Annotated in this window: 17 protein-coding genes and 1 tRNA gene; 6 read left to right on the forward strand and 12 right to left on the reverse strand. The window is 49.2% G+C overall.

Annotation, left to right across the window (positions count from 1 at the left end; genetic code table 11):
• The first annotated feature begins 9 nt into the window (after window positions 1-9).
• Together MWU63_RS13705 and MWU63_RS13710 are read left to right on the forward strand one after the other, a co-directional pair.
• Window positions 10-915 (forward strand): LysR family transcriptional regulator, encoded by a 906-nt coding sequence (locus tag MWU63_RS13705; protein ID WP_247078368.1) that lies wholly within the window; start codon window positions 10-12, stop codon window positions 913-915.
• A gap of 272 nt (window positions 916-1,187) precedes the next feature.
• Window positions 1,188-1,976 carry an inositol monophosphatase family protein gene (locus MWU63_RS13710; RefSeq protein ID WP_247078370.1) on the forward strand — a complete coding sequence of 263 codons (789 nt, stop codon included), beginning with the start codon at window positions 1,188-1,190 and terminating at the stop codon, window positions 1,974-1,976.
• A 2-nt stretch (window positions 1,977-1,978) separates the two neighbouring features.
• Here MWU63_RS13710 and MWU63_RS13715 read toward each other — a convergent pair whose 3' ends face one another.
• The 3 genes from MWU63_RS13715 to putA are packed head-to-tail and all read right to left on the reverse strand — an operon-like array spanning window position 1,979 to window position 6,586.
• Window positions 1,979-2,350, reverse strand: coding sequence for a GFA family protein (locus MWU63_RS13715; protein WP_213890562.1), 372 nt, complete (start codon window positions 2,348-2,350; stop codon window positions 1,979-1,981).
• Window positions 2,347-3,093 (reverse strand): rhomboid family intramembrane serine protease, encoded by a 747-nt coding sequence (locus MWU63_RS13720; RefSeq protein ID WP_213890633.1) that lies wholly within the window; start codon window positions 3,091-3,093, stop codon window positions 2,347-2,349. The genes MWU63_RS13715 and MWU63_RS13720 overlap by 4 nt, the downstream gene beginning before the upstream one ends.
• A gap of 31 nt (window positions 3,094-3,124) precedes the next feature.
• A complete protein-coding gene (gene putA, locus MWU63_RS13725; RefSeq protein ID WP_247078372.1) occupies window positions 3,125-6,586 on the reverse strand; it encodes a bifunctional proline dehydrogenase/L-glutamate gamma-semialdehyde dehydrogenase PutA in 3,462 nt (1,153 codons plus the stop codon).
• A gap of 116 nt (window positions 6,587-6,702) precedes the next feature.
• On the opposite strand from putA, the gene MWU63_RS13730 reads away from it, so the two are divergent.
• Both MWU63_RS13730 and MWU63_RS13735 read left to right on the forward strand, forming a co-directional pair.
• Window positions 6,703-7,173, forward strand: a complete 471-nt coding sequence (locus MWU63_RS13730) for an Lrp/AsnC ligand binding domain-containing protein (RefSeq protein WP_213890564.1) — start codon at window positions 6,703-6,705, stop codon at window positions 7,171-7,173.
• A 30-nt stretch (window positions 7,174-7,203) separates the two neighbouring features.
• Entirely contained in the window at window positions 7,204-7,743 is a 540-nt protein-coding gene (locus MWU63_RS13735) for a tetratricopeptide repeat protein (protein ID WP_213890565.1), read from the forward strand.
• Window positions 7,744-8,282: 539 nt separating this feature from the next.
• Here the strand turns inward: MWU63_RS13735 and MWU63_RS13740 are convergent.
• A complete protein-coding gene (locus MWU63_RS13740) occupies window positions 8,283-9,020 on the reverse strand; it encodes a DUF4145 domain-containing protein (protein WP_247078374.1) in 738 nt (245 codons plus the stop codon).
• Between the two features lie 206 nt (window positions 9,021-9,226).
• On the opposite strand from MWU63_RS13740, the gene MWU63_RS13745 reads away from it, so the two are divergent.
• Together MWU63_RS13745 and MWU63_RS13750 are read left to right on the forward strand one after the other, a co-directional pair.
• A tRNA-Leu gene (locus tag MWU63_RS13745) sits at window positions 9,227-9,313 on the forward strand.
• 326 nt (window positions 9,314-9,639) lie between these two features.
• Entirely contained in the window at window positions 9,640-12,153 is a 2,514-nt protein-coding gene (locus tag MWU63_RS13750) for a tetratricopeptide repeat-containing sulfotransferase family protein (RefSeq protein ID WP_247078376.1), read from the forward strand.
• Window positions 12,154-12,513: 360 nt separating this feature from the next.
• Here the strand turns inward: MWU63_RS13750 and cueR are convergent, their stop codons facing one another.
• The 8 genes from cueR to MWU63_RS13790 all read right to left on the reverse strand — a co-directional run bounded on the left by cueR (window position 12,514) and on the right by MWU63_RS13790 (window position 21,376).
• Window positions 12,514-12,927, reverse strand: coding sequence for a Cu(I)-responsive transcriptional regulator (gene cueR, locus MWU63_RS13755; RefSeq protein ID WP_213890567.1), 414 nt, complete (start codon window positions 12,925-12,927; stop codon window positions 12,514-12,516).
• A gap of 27 nt (window positions 12,928-12,954) precedes the next feature.
• Complete coding sequence (locus MWU63_RS13760) at window positions 12,955-15,459, reverse strand: heavy metal translocating P-type ATPase (protein ID WP_348646239.1); 2,505 nt, start codon at window positions 15,457-15,459, stop codon at window positions 12,955-12,957.
• An 89-nt stretch (window positions 15,460-15,548) separates the two neighbouring features.
• Window positions 15,549-16,007: an Lrp/AsnC family transcriptional regulator gene (locus tag MWU63_RS13765; protein ID WP_213890569.1), complete on the reverse strand. Its 459-nt coding sequence runs from the start codon at window positions 16,005-16,007 to the stop codon at window positions 15,549-15,551.
• A 125-nt stretch (window positions 16,008-16,132) separates the two neighbouring features.
• Window positions 16,133-17,002: a sulfotransferase domain-containing protein gene (locus MWU63_RS13770; RefSeq protein ID WP_246531791.1), complete on the reverse strand. Its 870-nt coding sequence runs from the start codon at window positions 17,000-17,002 to the stop codon at window positions 16,133-16,135.
• A gap of 5 nt (window positions 17,003-17,007) precedes the next feature.
• Window positions 17,008-17,835 carry a sulfotransferase domain-containing protein gene (locus MWU63_RS13775; protein WP_213890571.1) on the reverse strand — a complete coding sequence of 276 codons (828 nt, stop codon included), beginning with the start codon at window positions 17,833-17,835 and terminating at the stop codon, window positions 17,008-17,010.
• Between the two features lie 93 nt (window positions 17,836-17,928).
• Window positions 17,929-19,098 carry a porin gene (locus tag MWU63_RS13780; RefSeq protein WP_247078378.1) on the reverse strand — a complete coding sequence of 390 codons (1,170 nt, stop codon included), beginning with the start codon at window positions 19,096-19,098 and terminating at the stop codon, window positions 17,929-17,931.
• A gap of 550 nt (window positions 19,099-19,648) precedes the next feature.
• On the reverse strand, window positions 19,649-20,266 hold the full coding sequence (locus MWU63_RS13785; RefSeq protein ID WP_213890573.1) for a pyridoxamine 5'-phosphate oxidase family protein: 618 nt from the start codon (window positions 20,264-20,266) through the stop codon (window positions 19,649-19,651).
• 108 nt (window positions 20,267-20,374) lie between these two features.
• Window positions 20,375-21,376: an alpha/beta hydrolase gene (locus MWU63_RS13790; RefSeq protein WP_246531792.1), complete on the reverse strand. Its 1,002-nt coding sequence runs from the start codon at window positions 21,374-21,376 to the stop codon at window positions 20,375-20,377.
• Window positions 21,377-21,464 lie beyond the last annotated feature (88 nt).

Raw genomic sequence — 21,464 nt, forward strand, 5'->3', positions numbered from 1 at the left:
GACATCATAATGCATCTGGAATTTCGCCATCTTCGCTCTATCAAGGCGATCCACGACGCAGGCGGATTGGGCAAGGCTGCTGATTTGATGCATATTACGCAGTCGGCACTTTCGCATCAGATAAAGGGGCTCGAAGATCAGGCGGGCACAGAGTTGTTCGTACGCCGCTCAAAACCGTTGAAACTATCGGCGGCAGGTCTGCGATTGCTGCGATTGGCGGAAAAAATTCTTCCGGAGATCGAAGCAACAGAAGAAGAATTCCGTGGGTTGCAATCGGGTAAAACGGGACGCCTGCATATCGCGATTGAATGTCACGCCTGCTTTGAGTGGCTGTTTCCTGTGCTTGAAGAATTTCGAAAGGCCTGGCCAGATGTCGACGTTGATATCAGGCCTGGTCTTGCATTTGAAGCACTGCCTGCATTGCAAAAGGAAGAGGTCGATCTGGTCATATCTTCTGACCCGGAAATTATTGATTCAGTGGAATTTTCACCCCTGTTCGATTACGAGCCGGTTTTTGTCGCCTCAGCACAGCATCCGCTGGCAGCAGAAGAATATATCGTCGCTGAAGACTTTCGCGATGAGATGCTGATTACCTATCCGGTAGAAAGAACACGACTGGATGTGTTCACACAGCTGCTTACACCCGCAAAGGTTGAGCCGCGCGCAATTCGACAGGTTGAACTGACAGCGGTTATTCTTCTGCTTGTAGCTTCAAACCGAGGCGTGTCGGTTTTGCCAGATTGGGTCGTACGAGAAGTTCGGTACAATTCAGATTATGTCACGCGCCGGATTACGGAAAACGGTCTGACGCGGCGACTTTACGCCGCAACGCGCGTAGAGGACACCACGAAACCCTTTATGTCACACCTGATACGGCTCGCGCGGACAGAACCTTTAAAACTTCAACGTAGATAGGGTGCAGCAACTCTCTGTAAAATTGCGGCTCATACTGAGCCATTTCTTTAGATCGCTCCTTATGGAGCTCTGTTTGCCTCCGGCGGGGATATTTTAGGAACAAAGAAAATCAGTGCTGAAATCTTTATTCTAAAAATATCCCCGTGCGGAGCACAAAGCCGCACGAAGTGCCAGAAAGAGTGGCGCGGGACGCGCCTCATTTTTGAAACGGATAAACCTTGGCAAGGAAGCACAACAGGCGTATACGCGCGGCCTGACAAAGGAGCCCTTCGATGCAAGGCAGTGCCAATCTTAACGTCATGATCAAAGCCGCGCGCAAAGCCGGTCGTTCCCTCGCGAAAGATTTTCGTGAAATTGAACACCTCCAGACTTCGGTCAAAGGCGCTGGCGATTTCGCGCGCCGGGCGGTTACTGCGGTCGAAGGTTTTCTTCGGGAAGACCTCATGAATGCAAGGCCTTCTTATGGGTGGTTGATAAAGGGTCACGCGGAAACTGAAGGAAAAGACCCGACTCGTCGCTGGATTGTCGATCCGCTGGATGGCGCAATTAACTACTTGCATGGATTACCTCATTTTGCGGTCTCAATTGCCCTTGAGCACAAAGGCGAAATTGTATCAGGCGTGATTTATGACCCGTCAAAAGACGAGGTGTTCTTTGCTGAAAAAGGTCAGGGTGCCTGGATGAACGAAGGTCGCCTGCGCGTGTCCGGCCGTAACCGGTTAGCCGAGTCCACTTTCGCGACCGGGCTTCCCGCCAGTGGTGACAGCGATTTGCCCGAAAAACTTCAGGATCTTGCACGCATCTTGCCGGCGTCTGCTGGTGTGCGGAATCTAGGGGCTCCGTCGCTTGACCTTGCCTATGTCGCGGCTGGCCGAATTGACGGATATTGGGAGCGGAACCTTGATATTTGTGAACTGTCAGCCGGTATTATCGTTGTTCGCGAAGCTGGTGGTTTGATTGAGCCATTGAAGGTTGAGGCAGATATGAGAGCGGATGGCGAGGTTATCTGTGCGAATGAACAGCTTTTTAATCTGTTCGCAAAAGCGATCCGTAGTATCTGACCTTAGCTTTTATGATCTGATGGGTGATTGACGCCGTCGGTCCACGGAATATCGCCAAGTTTGCTAGGGTTTACGCCTTCCAAAGCACCAACGTTTACGCCGTATTCGTTCGGGTTAAGGCGGCGTTGGTGGTGCGTGTAAATTCCGCAGGTTCTGCAAAAATAATGCTTCGCTGTATTTGTGCCCCATTGATAAAGCGTAAGGTTATCTGCCCCTTTGACAATGCGAAGCTTGTCGAGCGGTACAGCAGCCGCAATTGCCCCTCGGCGACGGCAGAATGAACAGTCGCAGCGTTGAGCTGTTGAAAACCCGTTTGAAAGGATGACTTCCAGCTCTACAGCTCCACAATGACACGTTAGCTTGTTTGGTTTCATCTTCGTTTCCGGACTTTTGGAATGGACGAGGGCGAAAATCTGTACCGCGCCTCGGGATGAGGTGGGCGCCCTTCTGTTTTTCGCCAGAAGTCTGTTCCGCCCTGACGTATCCAGAACGGTACGATCAGCATGAGCCCAATTATAAAGCCGCCTGCATGGGCCCAGTAGGCGACGCCACCAGCCTCAGTGTTAACTGCAGCTCCACTTAGCAATTGCAGGGCAAACCAAAGACAGAGCATGACCCAGGCGCGCACCGGAAAAATCTTAAAGAAAATAATAAAAACCAGCAGTATGTCGACCTTCGCCTTCGGAAACAAAAGAAGGTACCCCCCCATCACCCCGGCAATGGCCCCGGACGCCCCAACCATTGGTACGGGAGAGGCCGCATCCGCAAGAACCTGTGCAACACCGGCGCCTATGCCGCAGGTCATATAGAAGGCAAGATAGCCGATGTGCCCGAGCTCATCTTCCATGTTGTCGCCAAAAATCCATAAAAACAGCATGTTGCCGGCAAGATGAACGGCACCACCATGCAGAAACATCGATGTGACGAGCGTATGGATCATCTCGCCATCGCTAACCAAGTAAGGGGTAAGCGCCCAGCTCAGGAAAAAGCGTGAAACTTCGACGGGATTATTCAGAATGCCCCAGTAACTTATGAAAACAGCGATATTGATCGCCATCAGGGCATAAGTCACATAGGGCGTGCGTTCAGACGGGTTGTGGTCACGGATCGGGAACATGGGCGAAGGCTCGCCCATGTTCATGCGGTGGTCAAGAGGAACCGACTTCAGCGAGCAGTGCTGCGTTTCCGCCCGCAGCCGTGGTGTCAACGCAGACGTGCCGTTCCTGCTGGACGTGCGCGACCTCGATAGATCCGCGAACAAGCGGTAAGATAGCGCCCTTGCGGGTTGCAAGAGCCATTGCATAGGCACGGGCCTCTTTGTCAGAGCCCCAGTAAACCGCACCCGAAAATCCGGTTAGGGTCGCAAGGGAATCTGCGTCGAGCCCGTCTGCAGGTACTGCTGAGCCACCAAGGGTGCGAACTGCGTTTTCCTGTTCCTGCACAGCGGATTTTCCAGGCCCAAGACATAAGACCGGCGCGCGGGGAGACAGTGTTAACTGGTTGGATTCCCCGGTTGGGCCCGGAAGGTTCTGGCTGCTGCCACGTTCCGTTGCCACGGTAGCGCTATTGATCAGGTCTCGAACAACTGATGCGATTGCTATTGTCGTTGGTGCTTCTGTAACTTCTTTCGTTTTAGATTTACAGAACCTTGGAAGGTAATGTGGACCTCCGGCCTTGGGGCCGGTTCCGGATAATCCTTCACCACCAAAGGGTTGAGAGCCGACAACCGCCCCAATCTGGTTTCGGTTTACATAGATATTGCCAGCATGAAGCCGCTCGACGATGTGCTGCACACGGTCATCGATGCGGGTGTGCAGCCCGAATGTCAAACCATATCCAGTTGCGTTAATTGCAGCGACCACATCGTCGATTTCGTGTGATTTAAAAGTTGTGATATGCAGGACGGGACCGAAAATCTCGCGCTCCATTTCTGCAATGCTATTCACATGTATTGCGACGGGCGCAACGAAGAAGCCTTCAACTGGCGATTTCAGTTCTTTCATCACGCGGCCTTCTGCCCGCGCTTTGGACACATATGCGTCGATGTCGGCTTTTGCTTCGGCATCGATCACGGGTCCCACGTCGGTTGCGTGCTCCCACGGGTTGCCGATTGCCAATTCGTCCATTGCACCAAACAACATTTTTGTGAAATGTGGCGCGATATCTTCCTGCACATAGAGGCACCGCAGTGCAGAACACCGCTGTCCCGCAGATTGAAAAGCGCTTTCGACGATGCTTTGTACGGCTTGCTCGGGCAGGGCGGTTGAATCAACGATCATCGCGTTCAGCCCGCCGGTTTCAGCGATAAGCGTTGCAGATGGCTCCATATTGGCAGCCATCGCTCGGCGTATGATCTGCGCCGTTTCAGTGGACCCTGTGAAGGCGACACCGGAAATGCGCGGATCAGAAGTTAGCGCGGCACCCACAGTTGGCCCGTCACCCGGCAGCAATTGCAGTACCTTGCGTGGAACGCCAGCCTCGTGAAACAGCGCGACGGCAGCTACCGCAATCAACGGTGTCTGTTCAGCGGGTTTCGCAAGAACGCCATTGCCTGCGGCAAGCGCTGCAGAGATTTGCCCGGTGAAAATGGCGAGCGGAAAGTTCCAGGGCGAAATGCAGGTGAAAAGACCTGCAGAGGACGCGTTTTGTTTAAGAGATTCTGCAGCATAAAACCGCAGAAAATCAACAGCTTCACGCAGTTCACCAACAACATCGAGCTGGATTTTCCCGGCTTCGCGGCTGAGAAGCGCAAAAAGTTTTCCAAAGTTTTCCTCATAGAGGTCCGCAACGCGACACAGGATTTCCGCGCGTTCGCTCGCATCTGCCTTCCACGGTGTTGCAGCGGACAGTGCTGTGGCAACGTCAGCCGCAGTCGCCTGTTGAACTGTGCCCACAGTATCTGTTGGGTCAGATGGATTGAGTACTGGCAATAGTTTGCTTTTTTCCAAGACACCAGAAATGAGTGGTTTAGACACGAAGGTCGCGGATAGGTGCGGATTGCGCGCCTTGTCGATCGCGACAAGTTCAGGTTTATGTGCAAGGTCCCAACCACGAGAGTTCTTGCGGCTGTCGCCAAACAGATTTGGGCCGGTCTGAAGCGCGGGGTTTTCGGGCGCATCAAGATAGTCTTCAACCTCAGTCAGCGGATCAGCCGCAACAACCGACGGCGGGACATCTTCGTCAACAATTTGGTTGACGAAACTGCTGTTCGCACCGTTTTCAAGCAGTCGGCGCACGAGATAGGCCAGCAAATCGCGGTGCTCGCCGACAGGGGCATAAATACGGCAACGGGTACCATTCTCTGCCAGCACGATGTCGTGCAAACGTTCGCCCATACCGTGCAAACGCTGAAACTCAAATGTGCGCGTATCTGTTGCCATATGAAGTACAGCGGCAACTGTATGGGCATTATGAGTAGCGAACTGCGGATAGATCCGGTCTGTCATGCCAAGCAATTTGCGTGCATTGGCGATATAGCTCACATCGGTCGACGCTTTGCGGGTGAAGACCGGAAAACCAGCCATCCCGTTGACCTGAGCAAGCTTCACCTCGGTATCCCAGTATGCACCTTTCACAAGGCGTACCATGATGCGACGATCCAGTTTTTCAGATAGGGCATAAAGGAAATCGATTGCGTGGCTGGCACGCTGACCAAAGGATTGAACAACAACACCAAACCCGTCCCAGCCCGCGAGTGTGGGATCAGACAGCACTGCCTCGATCACATCCAGAGAAAGTGCAAGACGATCAGCTTCTTCCGCGTCGATGTTAAAGCCCATACCAGCGGATTTTGCGAGACCTGCAAGCGCGCGAACGCGCGGCACAAGCTCTTCCATAACACGCGCGTGATGGGCGACTTCATAGCGGGGATGCAACGCTGAAAGCTTGACAGAAATGCCGGGGTTTTCGCGGATATCGTCGGAATTACAGGCGTTTGCAATAGCGGAAATCGCGCGTGAATACGACAGATGATAGCGGCGTGCGTCAGCTTCTGTGCGGGCAGCTTCGCCCAGCATATCGTAGGAATAGGTATAGCCTTTTTCTTCCATCCCTTCCGCGCGTTTCATTGCGGAGGTGATGCTTTCCCCCAGCACAAACTGACGCCCCATTTCCTTCATTGCACGCGCAACTGCGGTGCGGATCACAGGCTCGCCGAGCCGCTTAATGGCGCCGCGCAGGTGGCGTGCAATGCCGGGTTCATCATCATCAAGAACCTTACCAGTCAGCATCAGCGCCCATGTGGACGCGTTGACCAAAGAAGATGAAGAATGACCAAGGTGTTTGCCCCAGTCAGAGGGCGCAATCTTATCTTCGATCAACGCATCAATTGTATCCGCATCCGGAACCCGCAACAGAGCCTCAGCCAAACACATAAGCGCGACACCTTCGTCAGTCGAAAGACCGTACTCCGCCAGAAACACTTCCATGAGGCCCGGTTTCGCAGAACAGCGGATGTCGCGCACCAGCGTGGTGGCAAGCTCTACAATATTTGTCCGATCCGTTTCGGACAGATTTGCAATTTTCAAAAGTTCGAGCAGTTTTTTCTGCTCATCTGCGTATGTATTTGCATCGATTGTTTTGCGCAGGGCGCCAAGGCTTGTAGCAGACATGATGATTCCCACTAACTCTGAATTTTGACTAGGATATCACTGGTTACAAAGTCGTTTTCGCTGTAATATGATATATTGAAGGAAGAATAACTAAATTTTGTTGAAATGGCGGGAAAATGATTGAAATTGGTTTGGATAAATTTGACCACGCGATTCTTTCTGAAATGTCGTCGAATGGCCGGATGAGCGTTACCGAGCTTTCGCGACGTATTGGATTGTCAAAATCGCCGACGCAAGCACGCCTTAAGCGGCTGGAAGAAGATGGTTTCATCCGAGGGTATCGTGCGCTTTTGGATCCGATCCGGCTTGGTCTTGATCACGTTGCCTTTGTCGAGGTGCGCCTGACAGATACAAGGGAAGCAGCGCTTGAAGCGTTTAACAAAGCGGTAATCGCAGTGCCGGAAATAGAGCAATGTCACATGCTGGCGGCGAATTTTGACTATCTTTTAAAAGTTCGCGCGCGTGATATGCGCAGCTATCGCTCTGTTTTAGCAGAAAAAATTTCGGTTTTGCCTTATGTGTCCAGCACGTCGACCTATGTTGCGATGCAGGCTGTGAAAGAAGATGGTCTCAAAACCGTGACTTGACGATTAATTCAAATTTGGCAGTCTGTTGGTATGCGTTGGATATTGTTGACCCTTTTAATGTCTGCCCCGGTTGAGGCACAGACATGTCCGCCGGTTGAGCACGATGAAACACGTTTGGCGGAACTAATGGCAGCCATACGCATCGCGCCAAATGAAATGACAGCACGCGAGATCAGTCGGGATTTGTGGGAGATTTGGGCAAATGCGCCAGACGCCCGCGCGCAGGCGCTGCTTGATCGCGGGATGCGGAAACGCGCAGAGTATAACTTTGAAGCAGCAAATGAAGCGTTTAATGAATTGGTAACCTATTGTCCTGACTACGCCGAGGGCTACAACCAGCGTGCTTTTGTACAGTTTCTGCGACAGGATTTTGCTGGTGCGCTCGAAGATCTGGAGCATGCGTTGGAATTGTCTCCTGATCATATTGCCGCAAAAGCCGGTCTTGCGCTAACACTTATGGGGCTAGGGCGGACAGAAGTCGCGCAATCCATTTTACGAGACGCGTTAGAGCTTAATCCCTGGTTGCCGGAGCGCAGCCTATTGATAGAGCCAAGGGGTGAAGAACTGTAAGGCGCTTTGCTTTTACCGGTCTCTTCTGAAAGTTTTCTATAAATTGCGTGTTCCATCGATGACTAAATGTGCACAGAAACAACAGAACAAATGCTGTCTTGATTTAAGGTTTAATCAGTGGGCCTTACAGCTATTGTGACCCGATGAATTTCCCATTATGGACTAAGTTGTTGGTGGGTTTAAAAACCTAAAACAACGCCAGATGCGGGCGTGATGGAATGGTAGACATACCAGACTTAAAAGTCTTGTATGTCTGTTACAAATAAGAAACTGCCTGTAGTATCAATTACAAGTTGAAAATTTGACGTTGATTTCTGTTTAAAATATGGAAATCACTTTTTCTTCTACATTTAAATTTCACGCTAAGGTTGTATTTTAAGGCTAGGCAGATTTGTAAAATAGTTTGTGCCATACATCCGATATCGGAACGACCGAAAAATTTGGAGTTTTATCCTTTCCAAACAATTATTTAAGATTCATACCGATGGCGTCAGTATAGGTCCAAGGGTTCGAAAATCTGATATAATTCGAAGTGCTAACTAATCATCATTTTCTGTCTCAGTTGCCAGTTCAATTGTCTTCGGCAGAGTAAACAAATATTCAAGCAGAGTACGGGTAAACAACCTTGTTGGTTTTACTTCTTCCTCTTTATTAAAATCCTGGTCTTCATCGTGAAGTGCAAAGTTTCCGTCGTCCTTTACCAATTTGATCCACTTGATCATTGCCGGTGGTAATTCTTCACCTCGCTCAAGTGCTCCTAATTTCTGTCCAAGCATCGGTCTGTTTATTTTTTTGAGTGCCTCATCTTCACCTACAAAAAGCGAAATGGCTCTATCCACAGTCTTTCGGTAACTCGCTGCTGCTTGGTTCCAGTGTCCTGAAAGGTATGATTTTTCGGCGTCCGAAAACGCGCGATCAACGTTTGATGGTAAGTGATCTGGGATGTTTGGTTTATTTGGTCCAGGAGTTTGACCAAGTTGGCGAATACGAAGCAAGCCGTAATTCCGGACGTTGCCTGAAATCTGGGATACCTTACTTGCACTAGCAAGGTAGCCTTGATCATTAAGAATGTTGAAGAAAAAGAGGGTCGCCATCTGACATCCACCACATATTCCTACGCCTTGGTGCGTCGTATCTGTAGTATGGGGCCTTGATTTGAGACGTAATTGTGCAAAATATGTGATTGTGAAAAATGAATTTTCTACACCTTGACAATACTTACAATGCCCTGTTGTGGAGGGATTTTCTTGGGGAATGATCCCATTAGTTTGTTCCAATTTCGACTCCTTGCTTCTCGACGCTCTGCTTCTAAGTAGAAGCAACAATTCCATCTCAAGCGAAAGGCTATTTAATAAGTTTTAGTTGTTCAATTAATACGAAACGTAGAGGTGACTCAACTAACCTTCAAGGTCAGAAAATTGGAATATGGACGAGGAAAGAAAACTGTGCCACAAGCTGTGCCAAACTGTGCCAAGTGTGACACGGCCGCGTGGTGGAATTGGTATACACAAGGGACTTAAAATCCCTCGCTTGCAAAGGCTTACGGGTTCGAGTCCCGTCGCGGCTACCACCTATTACTGGACTTAAAATCTGGAGGCCGTATGGCCGTGCGGGTTCAAGTCCCGCCGCCCGCACCACAAAAAGCAAATATATATAAATATTGACCAATTTCACAAAGAATTTCTTCTCCATTCCTGCACTTGTATTCTCCCCTTTTAGGTCTGAATTACCCTGACATTTGAGGTTCAACTAGCATCAACACGCGAATTGGCCGGGACACCCCTCGTTCGCCACGTCACCGTCAACTGCCTAGCCCACTATTCTTGATTTACACGATATTTAATAAGCGTCTCACGCATGCTACGGTGCGGCGAACTATAGTAAACGGAATGCTTTATGGAACTAACGATAGATGAAGCCCTGAAGAAAGGCATCGCGGCCCACAGGTCGGGACAAGTTCAGGAAGCAAACAAGTTTTATACAGCAGTCCTACAATCACAGCCAAAACATCCTGGTGCTAATCACAACATGGGGATATTGGCGGTTGGTGTTGGTAAGTTGCAAGAAGCGTTGCCGTTTCTTAAAACCGCTTTGGAAGCAAATCCTTCTATAGCCCAGTACTGGCTGAGTTATGCTGCTGCTCTCGTTAAATTGGGTAGAACAGTTGAAGCGAAGGGCGTTCTTGACCAGGCTAAAAAAAGGGGGGCTAAGGGTGAGGCGTTTGCAAAACTTGAGCAAAGACTTAACCAGAAAATTGAAAACGACGCAGGCACTACATCAGACGCTGATAATTCACGCCAATCAGAAACCAATTTCTTAGACACTATAGAGCTTGATCAAGCCATCTCGCTGGCCAAACAGAAGGCCAAAGAAGGATCTGCGGCAGAGGCAAAGAGCATATATCAAGATATCCTCGACAAGTTTCCAGACAATAAGAAAGCTTTAGATGGGATCAAGACTCTAACCGGAGGAGTTGTTCGCAAAGGATTTAACAACCAAGAGCCTCCACAGGATCAGATACAATTCCTGATTAATCTCTACAGTCAGGGGCAGCTTCAACAGGTACTGCTGGTCGCGATGCAGATGCTGGAACAATACCGTAACTCAGCGACGCTGTACAATGTGTTGGGGGCGGCAAATGCGGGTTTAAGGCAATTCGACGCAGCCATAGACAGCTACAAACAAGCTCTTAAGATTAAGCCGGATTATGCTGAGGCCTATAGCAATATGGGGAACGCCCTCAGGAACAAGGGTGACATCGATTCAGCCATAGACAGCTACAAACAAGCTCTCAAGATTAAGCCGGATTATGCTGAGGCCTATAGCAATTTGGGAAACGCCCTCAAGAACAAGGGTGACCTAGAGGCGGCCATAGAAAGTTACAAACAGTCTCTCAAGCTTAATCCTGACTATGCTGAGGCCTACAGCAATATGGGGAATGCCCAGCAAGATAAGGGTGATCTAGGTGTGGCAATAGACAGCTACAAACAAGCTCTCAAGCTTAAACCTAGATTTGCTGAAGCCTATTACAATATGGGAAAAGTCCTAAAGGAAATGGGTGATCTAGAGGCGGCCATCGACAGTTACAAACAGGCTCTCAAGATTAGACCTGACTACGCGGAGGCCCATAGCAATATGGGGAACGCCCTTAAGGATTTGGGTGACCCAGAGGCAGCCATAGACAGCTACAAGCAGGCTCTAAAGGTTAAACCAGACCTGACTGAAGCCTATAATAATCAATGCGAACTTTTTGAGAAGAGCAATCGGCTGGACGAAGCTAGCCAAGTCATTGCTGAAGCAAAAAGCATATTTAGCCAAATGCCAGGCGATCTATTGTTTTTTGAGGCGCTTATTGAGTTCAGGTCAAAGGATTACGAGAAATGCTTCCAAATAATTGACTCAATCGAAATCGATCAAATTTTCGACAAAAGAAAACCAGCGTTTCTAAAGTTAAAGGCTCAGTGTTTTCATGAACGTCAAGATTTTAAGGCAGCTTTTTCTGCTTTTGCTCAAATGAATAAGTTGATCAGCGAGTCTTTAGATTGCAAAAGTCAAAATCCAGGAGTTTACTTCGATAAGCTTGCCGATAAAGTTAGCCAACTTAAACAGTCTACGACGAAACCTTACGTAAAAAATACGTTTCAAGCAACGTGGCCTCAGCCCACATTTTTAGTAGGCTTTCCAAGATCAGGAACAACGCTTCTTGATACCATTTTGAGAACTCATTCAAAAATTGATGTGGTTGAAGAACAGCCGATGGTGAACAAAGTTAAAAACCACCTAAATACTGCATCAAATATCGTCGATAGTGAAAATATTAAATATGATAATGTGGAGACGGCAAGCCGAGTTTATTTTGAGGAACTCGAGAAACACTTGTCTTCGAAAAATCGGCCTTGTGTCATTGATAAATTACCACTCAACATTATAGAAATCCCACTTATCCATCAGGTTTTTCCGAATGCTAAGTACATACTAGCTCTTCGACATCCTTTGGACAGTATCTTAAGTTGTTGGATGCAAAATTTCAGACTAAATCCGCCAATGGCAAATATGGTCGAGTTAGGTCGAATCGTTGATTTTTATTGTTTGGCGATGAGTGTTCTAGAGATAAGCGAAGAACGTTACTCTTTGAAGGTTCACAGGATTCGATACGAAGATTTAGTGAATGATTTACAACTCGAAGTCTCGAACCTTCTGAATTTTTTAGATTTGGATTGGGAAGAGGGCTTAACGAATTATCAAACTACGGCTCTTAAACGAGCTCAAATTAACACCCCGAGCTACGCACAGGTTGTTCAACCTTTATACAAAACAGCAAGTTATCGCTGGAAAAACTACCAAGAGCATCTGGAGAAATACTTTGATAAGGTCGAAAAATGGATAACAAAGTTTGGCTATGATCTATAGTCAGACTTCCGATATCAATATTATTGACCGGCACCTATTCCTGCCGAAATACTACAGTCGCAGTCCTTACTCCTCAGTATTCACACTATGGACTGAAGCGTAAAGCCTTAACGAACCCGCCGCCCGTACTCGACACTGCCGACAATAGCAGTCGAAGTGAATTGACTGTTTTGCGCAATGAGCATGAGTCTTGAATTTCATCTCCCTCGCTAAATAGTTGGATTGGATATGTTGCTGCGGGTGTCATTTGTGGTCTGAAAATTTCGGACTAAATTGAACATTCAGCGATGCTGAATAGACATCTTCCGAACAATTTCAAAATTCACTCTTGATGCGCTGTTCGGTGTCAGAAGTATTGATTCAGTCATTGTTTTTGCGGTGAATCTCTTCTTTAGATGACAGACCTTTCAGAATTGGGCAATCTGGCCGATCATCCCCGGCGCAGGATTTCACCAAAGTTGAAAGCGTGTCATGCATAATTTGCAGCGTTGTAATTTTACTTTCAATTTCAACAAGATGCTCTGTCGCCAAGCGTTTAACGTCCGCGCTCGCGCGGCTTTGATCTTCGTAGAGCGCAAGTAGGGCGCGGCAATCCTCGATTGAAAAACCAAGGGCACGGGCACGCCCCAGAAAGGTCAACTTGTGAAGATCCGTGTCCCGAAAAGCGCGGTAGCCGTTTTCTGTTCGCATCGGTTTCACAAGCCCGATATCTTCGTAGTACCGGATGGTTTTAGCGGGCAGGTTCGTTCGTTCAGCGACTTGTCCTATATTCATCAGCCAGTTCCTGTTTGTTTTTCCTGTTCACTCGGCAGGGGACGGAATTTTCGTGCCCCCATAAGGTGTCGGAGACACTTTTAAACTCATTGGGTTCATCCACCGGAGCCTTAGCGCATTGCTCAGTACAAAAACGCTTGAAAATGCCATGGCGCCTGCGGCCAGAACCGGGGACAACAACATTCCGTTCACCGGGTAAAGAACGCCGGCAGCAACCGGGATTAAAAGAACATTGTACCCAAATGCCCAGAACAGGTTCTGACGAATGTTACGCATGGTCCTTTGGCTAACGTCGAATGCGTTTGCGACACCAGCTAAGTCACCCGACATAAGCACCACATGCGCCGCTTCAATCGCAATATCTGTTCCGGTCCCAACCGCGATACCTACATCCGCCGCAGCCAACGCAGGCGCATCGTTAATTCCGTCACCGACGAAGGCAACTTTTAGGCCCTGTTCGGCAAAGGATTTCAGCGCTGCGACCTTCCCATCTGGCAGAATCTCCGCTGAGAAGTAATCAATGCCAAGCTCATCTGCGATTGCATTCGCGGTTGCCTGGTTGTCGCCCGTAATCATAGCAACTTTCAATCCGAGCTTGTGAAGCGCCCCGATCACGCTGGGAGTTGATGGCTTGATAGGGTCTGCAATAGCAAGGGCACCGGCGATCTGGCCATCTATTGCTGCGAAGAGGGGTGTTTTTCCCCGTTCTGCCCACGCCTTTGCGATGTCCTCAAACCCTGCAAGATCAATACCCTGTTGGCGGAGCAGACGATCGGCACCAACCAGAAGCTCTTTTCCTTCGACACGGGCCCCAACCCCATAACCGGTTACAGACAGAAAGTTTTCGGGTTTTGGCAGTTCATCGTTTTCTCTACGGGCTGCATTAACTATGGCTGTGGCTATGGGATGCTCTGACTTTGTTTCGGCGGCTCCGACAAGTCTCAGGAAATCGCTTTCCTCAAAGCCCTCGGCGACCATGATATTTGTCAGCCTGGGTTGCCCTTCAGTCAACGTGCCGGTTTTATCAAAGGCGACAACATCAACGTCTTGCAGAATTTGCAGGGCGTCACCCTTCTTAAAAAGGACGCCCAGTTCAGCAGCACGCCCCGTGCCCACCATAATTGAAGTGGGTGTTGCAAGGCCCATGGCGCAAGGACAGGCGATGATCAGCACCGCCACCCCAGTAACCAACGCAAATTGCAGTGCCGGTGATGGCCCTATCAGAAGCCAGACCAGTATTGTTACAGCCGCAGCAGCCAACACAGCTGGTACAAACCAAGCGGTGATGCGGTCTACCAGGCTTTGAATTGGTAGTTTAGCACCCTGCGCATCGGAAACCATCTGCACGATCTGCGCAAGCATCGTGTCTTTGCCGATTTTCGTTGCCTTGAAAAGAAAAGCGCCCGTAGTGTTGACTGTGCCGCCAATAACAGCGTCGCCAGTTTGTTTTTGGACAGGAACCGGCTCCCCCGAAATCATGCTTTCATCGACAAAAGAGCTGCCTTCGGTGATTTCCCCGTCAATTGCGATGCGTTCCCCAGGGCGCGTTTCAACAATATCACCCACAACCAATGCGTCGACAGACCGCTCTTCCAGTTTGCCATCTACCATAACCCGGGCGGTTTTCGGTTGAAGCTGCAGGAGGCGCCGAATAGCGGCACCAGTGCGGCCCTTTGCGCGCGCTTCAAGCAGGCGGCCAAGCAAAATTAGCACGACGATGACGGCTGCTGCCTCGTAGTAAACATTTTGCGAACCACTGGGCAGCAGGCTTGGGAAAAAGGTTGAGACGATGGAAAACCCATAAGCCGCACTGGTTCCCAGAGCGACGAGCGAATTCATGTCAGGCGTCCCCTTGAAAATGGCGGGAAACCCTTTGGTATAAAAACTGCGTCCAGGGCCAAGTAAAACGGCGCTGGTTAGCAGAAACTGAATGATCCAACTGGTTTGATGGCCAAGCGTCTGGCTGATCCAAGCGTGGATCTGCGGGATCAGATGACCCCCCATTTCGATAACAAACACAGGCAGGGCAAGCGCTGCTGCAATTAGCGTGACGCGTTGCAACTGCTCAATTTCAGCCAATTTTCGATCAACTGTAGGCTGAAGATTCTCTTCTGCAGGTGTTCCGGGGTATCCCGTTTCTACCAACAGTTCTGAAAGCTCACTGATTGTGATTTCGCCGGGAATGTAACGGATCAAAGCCGTTTCGCTGGCCAGATTTACGCTTGCGTCAACAACCCCAGTTTTTGCGAGAAGCGCCTTTTCGACGCGCCCAACACAAGAGAAGCACGTCATCCCATTGATTTCAAATGTTATTGAATCCGCGACAAGTGGATAACCTGCGGCTGACAGCGCTTGGCTGACTTGTGAAAGCGAGGCCGGTGCGCTGTAGCTTACGCTGGCGCTTTCGCGTGCAAGGTTAACGTTCGCTTCTGACACGCCGGGGATCGAGCGTAACGCCTTTTCAACACGCCCGACACAGGATGCGCAGGACATGCCTTCTAGTTGAAAATCTGTTTTCTTGATGCCGGACACGATGCTCTCCAGAACATTGATTGGTAGCCTAGAGATAGGCATTCCAGCAACTGGAAGGTCAAGGGCTAACACTCAGCTTGTCAGATTTTTTATTTCTGTATGTCGACGTTGAGTGAGACTTTAACCCGGTCCATCACGATTGAGGTTTTGAATTTGCTGATCTCTGGGGTTCCGAAGAAATATTCATGCGTAAAAGTTTCATATGCTTTGATATCTTTTACGACCACAACAAGAATGAAATCGGCTTCGCCCGTGGTGTAATAGCATTGCTGGACTTGCGGGGCGTTGCGCATTCGTTTTTTAAAAGCGTCCAGAACGCTTAGGTTCTCCCGTTCGAGCGAGACTTCGACGACAGCTGTCATTGTCTGGCCAAGCTTGCCAGGATCCAGAACAGCAATTTCTTTCTGAATGATTTTGGAGTCGCGTAGCTTCTTTAGTCGTTTTTGGATAGCTGTCGGAGACAACCCAATAAGATCGCTTATCCTCTCAGCGGTCTGTCTTGCGTCGTCCTGCACAAGCGCAAGTATTTTGAGATCAAGCTCATCCATTCAGGCACCTCTCTAAGACATGGTATAAGTAAAAACAGGGGAGGTGTCGCGATGAGAAAGTTCCAAAGCCCGCGCCGCACTCTGTGGAACCTTCTGAAAACTGCGAAAGCGTTCAGGAAAAATCCCTACTGGACAGGATTTTCCTGCGCGATAAACGCGTCCGCCTCTTTAACGACCTCAGGAAAGTATTTTTCCAAAGTATCTGCGAATTCAGTGCGTAAGGTTTCAACTTGCTCGACAGTCAGTTCGTCTTTCCAGCCACCGGCTTTTCCAGAGACAAAAAAAGACTTTGCGTGCTTTGGTTTTTCTTTGAAACCTTTTTGGCGTTCTTGTCTTTGCAGTTCTTTGAACGAAGTTGCTTTTAGAGAATGGCGAAGTTTTTTTGGGTCGATAGGCACTTTTAGGAAAGCAAGAAGTCCCTGAAACGCTTTTTTGGGGTTCTCCACCATATCTTCATAACGCATGACGTGCCGCGCTAGACCGGGAGCTGTTGTCCAGCCCTGTATATGCTCATCCCATCGGCCAAGGCAGTCAAAGATTAGCGTTTCTGTTGAGTTAAGGTTCATCGGATCACACATGCGTTGGATTGCGTCATCGACTGAAAGATTGTTGTGCCTTGCGTAAGAGACAGAGACATCGAATGGATTCCGCATAATGTAAATCGCAGCAGCCGTTACTTCAGGCAAGATCAGATCAACTTCCCCGACGCGCCCCATTTTAGAATGGGTTTTAACAAAACGGCTTCCGGGTCTGGATGCAGCAATCATTCTTTGAATCTTAGGCCGCAAAACCAGAGAGTCATCAAGCGTCTTACCGACAAAAGGCTTCCCAATCGCGAGGTCATGCCAATCCTGGCGCGCATCAAATGTTGTTATTGATGATAATTCGTTTATTGAAACTGCCTGCCCGGGAGGAGAAAGATAACTACCTAAAAAGGCACGAGTCCACGTATTTCCGGATTTAGGAAAAGACGCGAGCCAGACAATTCTTCTCATTGAATTCATTCCAGATACCCAAATTTTTTCATGACTCTGCCATGATACCGTATCATCTGGTCAACCTGCTCTTGGGTAAGTTCAGTTTTCCATTGGTCGGTTTTACCTTTTCGAAAAAAGCGTTCTTGATTTCGCGAGTTTTCGATGAATCCGGATTCAGTTTCTTGCTTGCTCAGGGTTTTAAAGTCCGAGAACCTGATCGCTTTTTCCAAACGTTCTTTGCCGTCTGGTAAGCCAACGTGTTTGATCACGCGGTCAAATGTCCCGTGCGGGTCCTTTTTCATGTCCTCGTAACGGATTGTAAGAACGGGAAATTTTTTCTCCCTCGTCCAGCCCACAACATGGTTCGACCAGCTTCCCAGAAACTGATAGGCGTTCTCTTTTCCGCCTTTAAGTGCATTCTGGTTGCTTGAAGTCGTAAAAATTGCTTTATCCATCGGCAAACCATAGTGGCTGGCATAGGACACGATCATATCCAGCGGATTGCGCATGATGTAGACAGCAGCGCGGGTGAATTTCGGTGGCATTAACTGAACGCCAAACGCCATGCCGTTTTCATTGTGTGTCTTAACCAGATTTACATCAGCTTTGTTGTTTACGATACCTTGCAAAACAGCGTGGCGCAGATGTGCTGATTGCTGTGGGTCGTCGCCATCAAACGGTGTTTTTGAGACCATTTGATAGGCATTCGCGCTCGCGTCCCCCATACCAATTCGGTGCAGCTTGTTGATCGGGATCGGTTCGTCGCGATCAAAAATATAATTACCCAGAAAGGCACGTAGCCACGTATTTCCTGATTTTGGGTAAGAGGCAAGCCAGACAATAGATTTCATGATGCTCGAAAGTTTTGTTACTGTGACAGTCTATATATACAAAAAAAAGGGGGGCGAAAGCCCCCCTTTCTTATAACGATTGCGTGGGTCTGATTAGAAATCAAGACGCATGCTGATACCAACGATTGTACCGTCTACGTCGTCACCAGTACCGGCACCACCGTCAGACACTTGCTCGTCGAAATCGACGTCAGCGATATAACCACCCATAGCGAAGTTGCTGTTAAACCGGTAGGTTGCACCAAGAAGGACTTGGTCCAGCTCTTCGATTGGGTTTGCGGCGCCAACAGCGATATAGTTTTCGTTGTCGTCGTTTTCACCGTGGAAGTAGGTCAGCGAGTAGCTCCACGGGCCGTTCGCATAAGCGACACCGAAGTCCCAAGATTCACCGTCCTGTGCGTTAAGACCAGTGTCTTTTTGCTCTGCATAAGAACCACCAATGGTGATGCCGTTAAAGCTGACGTTAGCGCCTACACCCCAAACTTCTGGGTCCGTGGCGCCAACTGGTGCGCTTGCAGTACCCCAACGAGCGGACAGAGCGACGTCTGCACCACCACCGAGCGAACCGCTGTATGCAACGGCTAGATCGATGTAATCACAAGTGATTGCGTTACAATCCAACTGTCCGTTTGAGTCCTGATTTCCGTCACGTGCGTAAGAAACACCGAAGCTGAAGCCAGAGAAGTCTGGTGAGAAGTAAGAAATACGCTGAGCGTCGTTGTTACGACGGTTTTCAAGGTATGTTGTACCTAGAGTGCCGCGGAAAATGTCGCTACCCACAGAAACGCCAGCTGTACCTGCAGTTCCTGAGTATGGAACGAACGCAGTTGTCGAACCGGAGTTGACGTTGATATGGGTTACATCAGGTGCCGCAACGGTCATTTTGTAACCAACGGAGTTTTCTGAACCCAAGATGAATTTACCGAAGTTACCAGAAATGGTCATGTAGGCTTCGTCGATGGTGTCAGCTGTACCGGAAGAACCTTCAAGCTCAACATGGGCACCGATGGTCAGACCATTGTCCAGTGTCATGGATGGTGAGAAGTGAATTTCAACATCTTGTTTGAAATCCAGACCGTCAAGGTCTTGACCTACTACAGTTGGACCGCCAACGTTCGCAAAACCAGCAAGTACTTCGAAGTAACCGCCAATGCCAAGGCTCAGCGAGCCTGCTTCAACGTCTTTTCCACCCATGTCCATCGCAGAGGCAGAAACGCCGCTCGCGAGTACTAAGGCTGTTGTACATAAAAAAGTGTTTCTCATGGTGTCTATCCCTCTAGAGATTCGTGTGCCCTCAAGTGCCACATGCAGCGCAACTTAAGGTTTTTGGTTCCGGGGAAACAGACTCTTTATCTCGTAGGCTCTGAGCGTGATGCAAATTAATCACAGGCGCGATTTCGGCTCAGACAGCTCCATTTAAATGCAAACCTGCCTATGTGTCTTTGCCTTTATTAAATGCTTGTAGTTAATGAATTTATTTTTTGGCTTTGCCGCAACGTGTACCGTTGAGCCTTTTCTATATCTCCGGGTGTCGGAACGTAAGGCCAAAATGCGATCTTTTCCCACGAAGAATTCTTCGATTGAGGCAAGCCCGAAAGGGGAATCAGATGGCTCGAAACACGACATAATAAAACTGAAGAACATACCGAGTCGTGGCTTGTATCAGCTTAGCACCCCTGACAAGTAAGCGTTAGGATAGGAGCTTTGCAGGCACGACAGCGGTTTGTTCCTTAGGTGGCGAGTGGTTTTTACCGAAGTTTGCAAATCCGATTCGTGATCATGAAACGCCGAAATTACGAAACCGCGGCATCTTTTAGTTTTGCGGGTTTTGAAGTGATGAAACCTGCGCTTCCAGTTCCTGGATTCTGTTTTGGAGTGTTGAAACGCTTTTTTCGATGTCGGGCAATGTGTAACGCTCGGTAATATGTTGCGGGCAGTTCCAGTCGAACGCTTCAACGGTGATCACAAAGGCCCGTTCAATACGGGCGCGGTAGTTTTGCACATCGATCCGCGCGATAAGGTCAACCTCGTCAAGATCGGCGATGCGGACGCGGCCCAGTAGTTTCAGTCGCGTTTTGTTCGCGTAGTCCATGAAGAACAACGAAACACGGTCGTCTTTCATAAGATTGCCAACACTAACATATTGGCGGTTGCCACGAAAATCGGGCAGGGTGATGGTTTTCTCGTCCAGAACTTTTACAAATCCAGTTGGGCCACCGCGGTGCTGAACATAGGGCCATCCTGTTTCACTGACAGTTGCCATGTAAAAACTGTCGCGCGCTGAGATGAAGTTCGTTTCGTTTGGACCAAGAACATTGTTGTAATCTTCAGGACGCTCTTCCATGCGGCTATAGCTGCCACGGCTTCCCTGTGCGGCTTGAACCGATTTGACTGTTTCGGTGAAAGCAAGTTCTGCAAATTTATGTCCCATAAGATGTCCTCAGGTGTTTTACGTGCGTTTCGTTTTAGCGGCGTATGAAATACGCGTTGTTAGAAGGTATAAGCAGGGTGTAGCAAAACCACCGCACCCTGCTCAATTTTAGTTGATGAGCGAGCGCTCCAGAAATTCGCGAATCTTCTCAGCGATTTCAGGGCCGTTTGTTTCAAGAGCGAAATGTCCGGCATTCAGCAGGTGGAGCTCTGCATTTGGCAGATCGCGCAAATAGGGTGTCGCACCTTCAGCCGGGAAAATCACGTCGTTCTTGCCCCAGACAATCAGTGTTGGTGGTTGGAAGGTGCGGAAGAACTCTTGAAAATCCGGGTACAGGTCAACGTTGGTGCGGTAGTCATAGAACAGATCAAGCTGGATTTCCTGATTGCCGGGACGATCCAGGTAGGCTTGGTCCAGCGTCCAGGCGTCAGGGCTTACAAGGCTGATGTTCGCCTCTGGAATTCCGTGAGTGTACTGCCACTCTGTCGCGCCAATTTCCAGGAAACCACGCAGCGGTTCGCGATTTTCCTGCGTGTTGTCAGCCCAATAGGTTTTGAACACATCCCAGAACTCCAATAGCCCTTCTTCGTAAGCATTACCGTTTTGAATGATCAATGCAGTCACTTTCTCAGGCTCAGAAAGCGCCAGGCGGTACCCAACAGGAGCGCCGTAATCCATGACGTACATTGCATAATCTTCTAATCCGAGTTCTTTAGTGAAGCTTTCCATCAGGCTGGCATAAGACGCGAAGGAGTAGTCAAATTCATCGCGAGGCGGCATCGAACTACGACCAAACCCAGGATAATCGGGAGCAATGACATGGAACTCATCTGAAAGCTCAGGGATCAGATTGCGATATTGTTGCGATGAAGTTGGAAAGCCATGCAGCAGCAAAAGGGTAGGGGCGTCTTTTGGGCCGGCTTCGCGGTAGAAAATATCAAGCCCGTCAATTTCAACGTTCTTGTAGTGGACCGCTGCTTCCGACTGTGCGGAGGCGTCAATGGCTTCTGAATTAGCCAGCGCTTGATTTGGTGAAAGCGTCAAGCCCGCCATCATGTTCAGGGTTAACAAGGCAGCACCAATAGCGCCATTCGTTTTGAAAAAAGTCAAAGGTTGATCCTCTTGGTTATGTGGTCGCGCTGAGCGGCCAAATTTGGGCGTTTCATCGAAAGTGTGTTCGTTCGGTCTTTCGTCTTGG

Source organism: Pseudohalocynthiibacter sp. F2068, assembly GCF_023015645.1.
Lineage (GTDB): Bacteria > Pseudomonadota > Alphaproteobacteria > Rhodobacterales > Rhodobacteraceae > Pseudohalocynthiibacter > Pseudohalocynthiibacter aestuariivivens.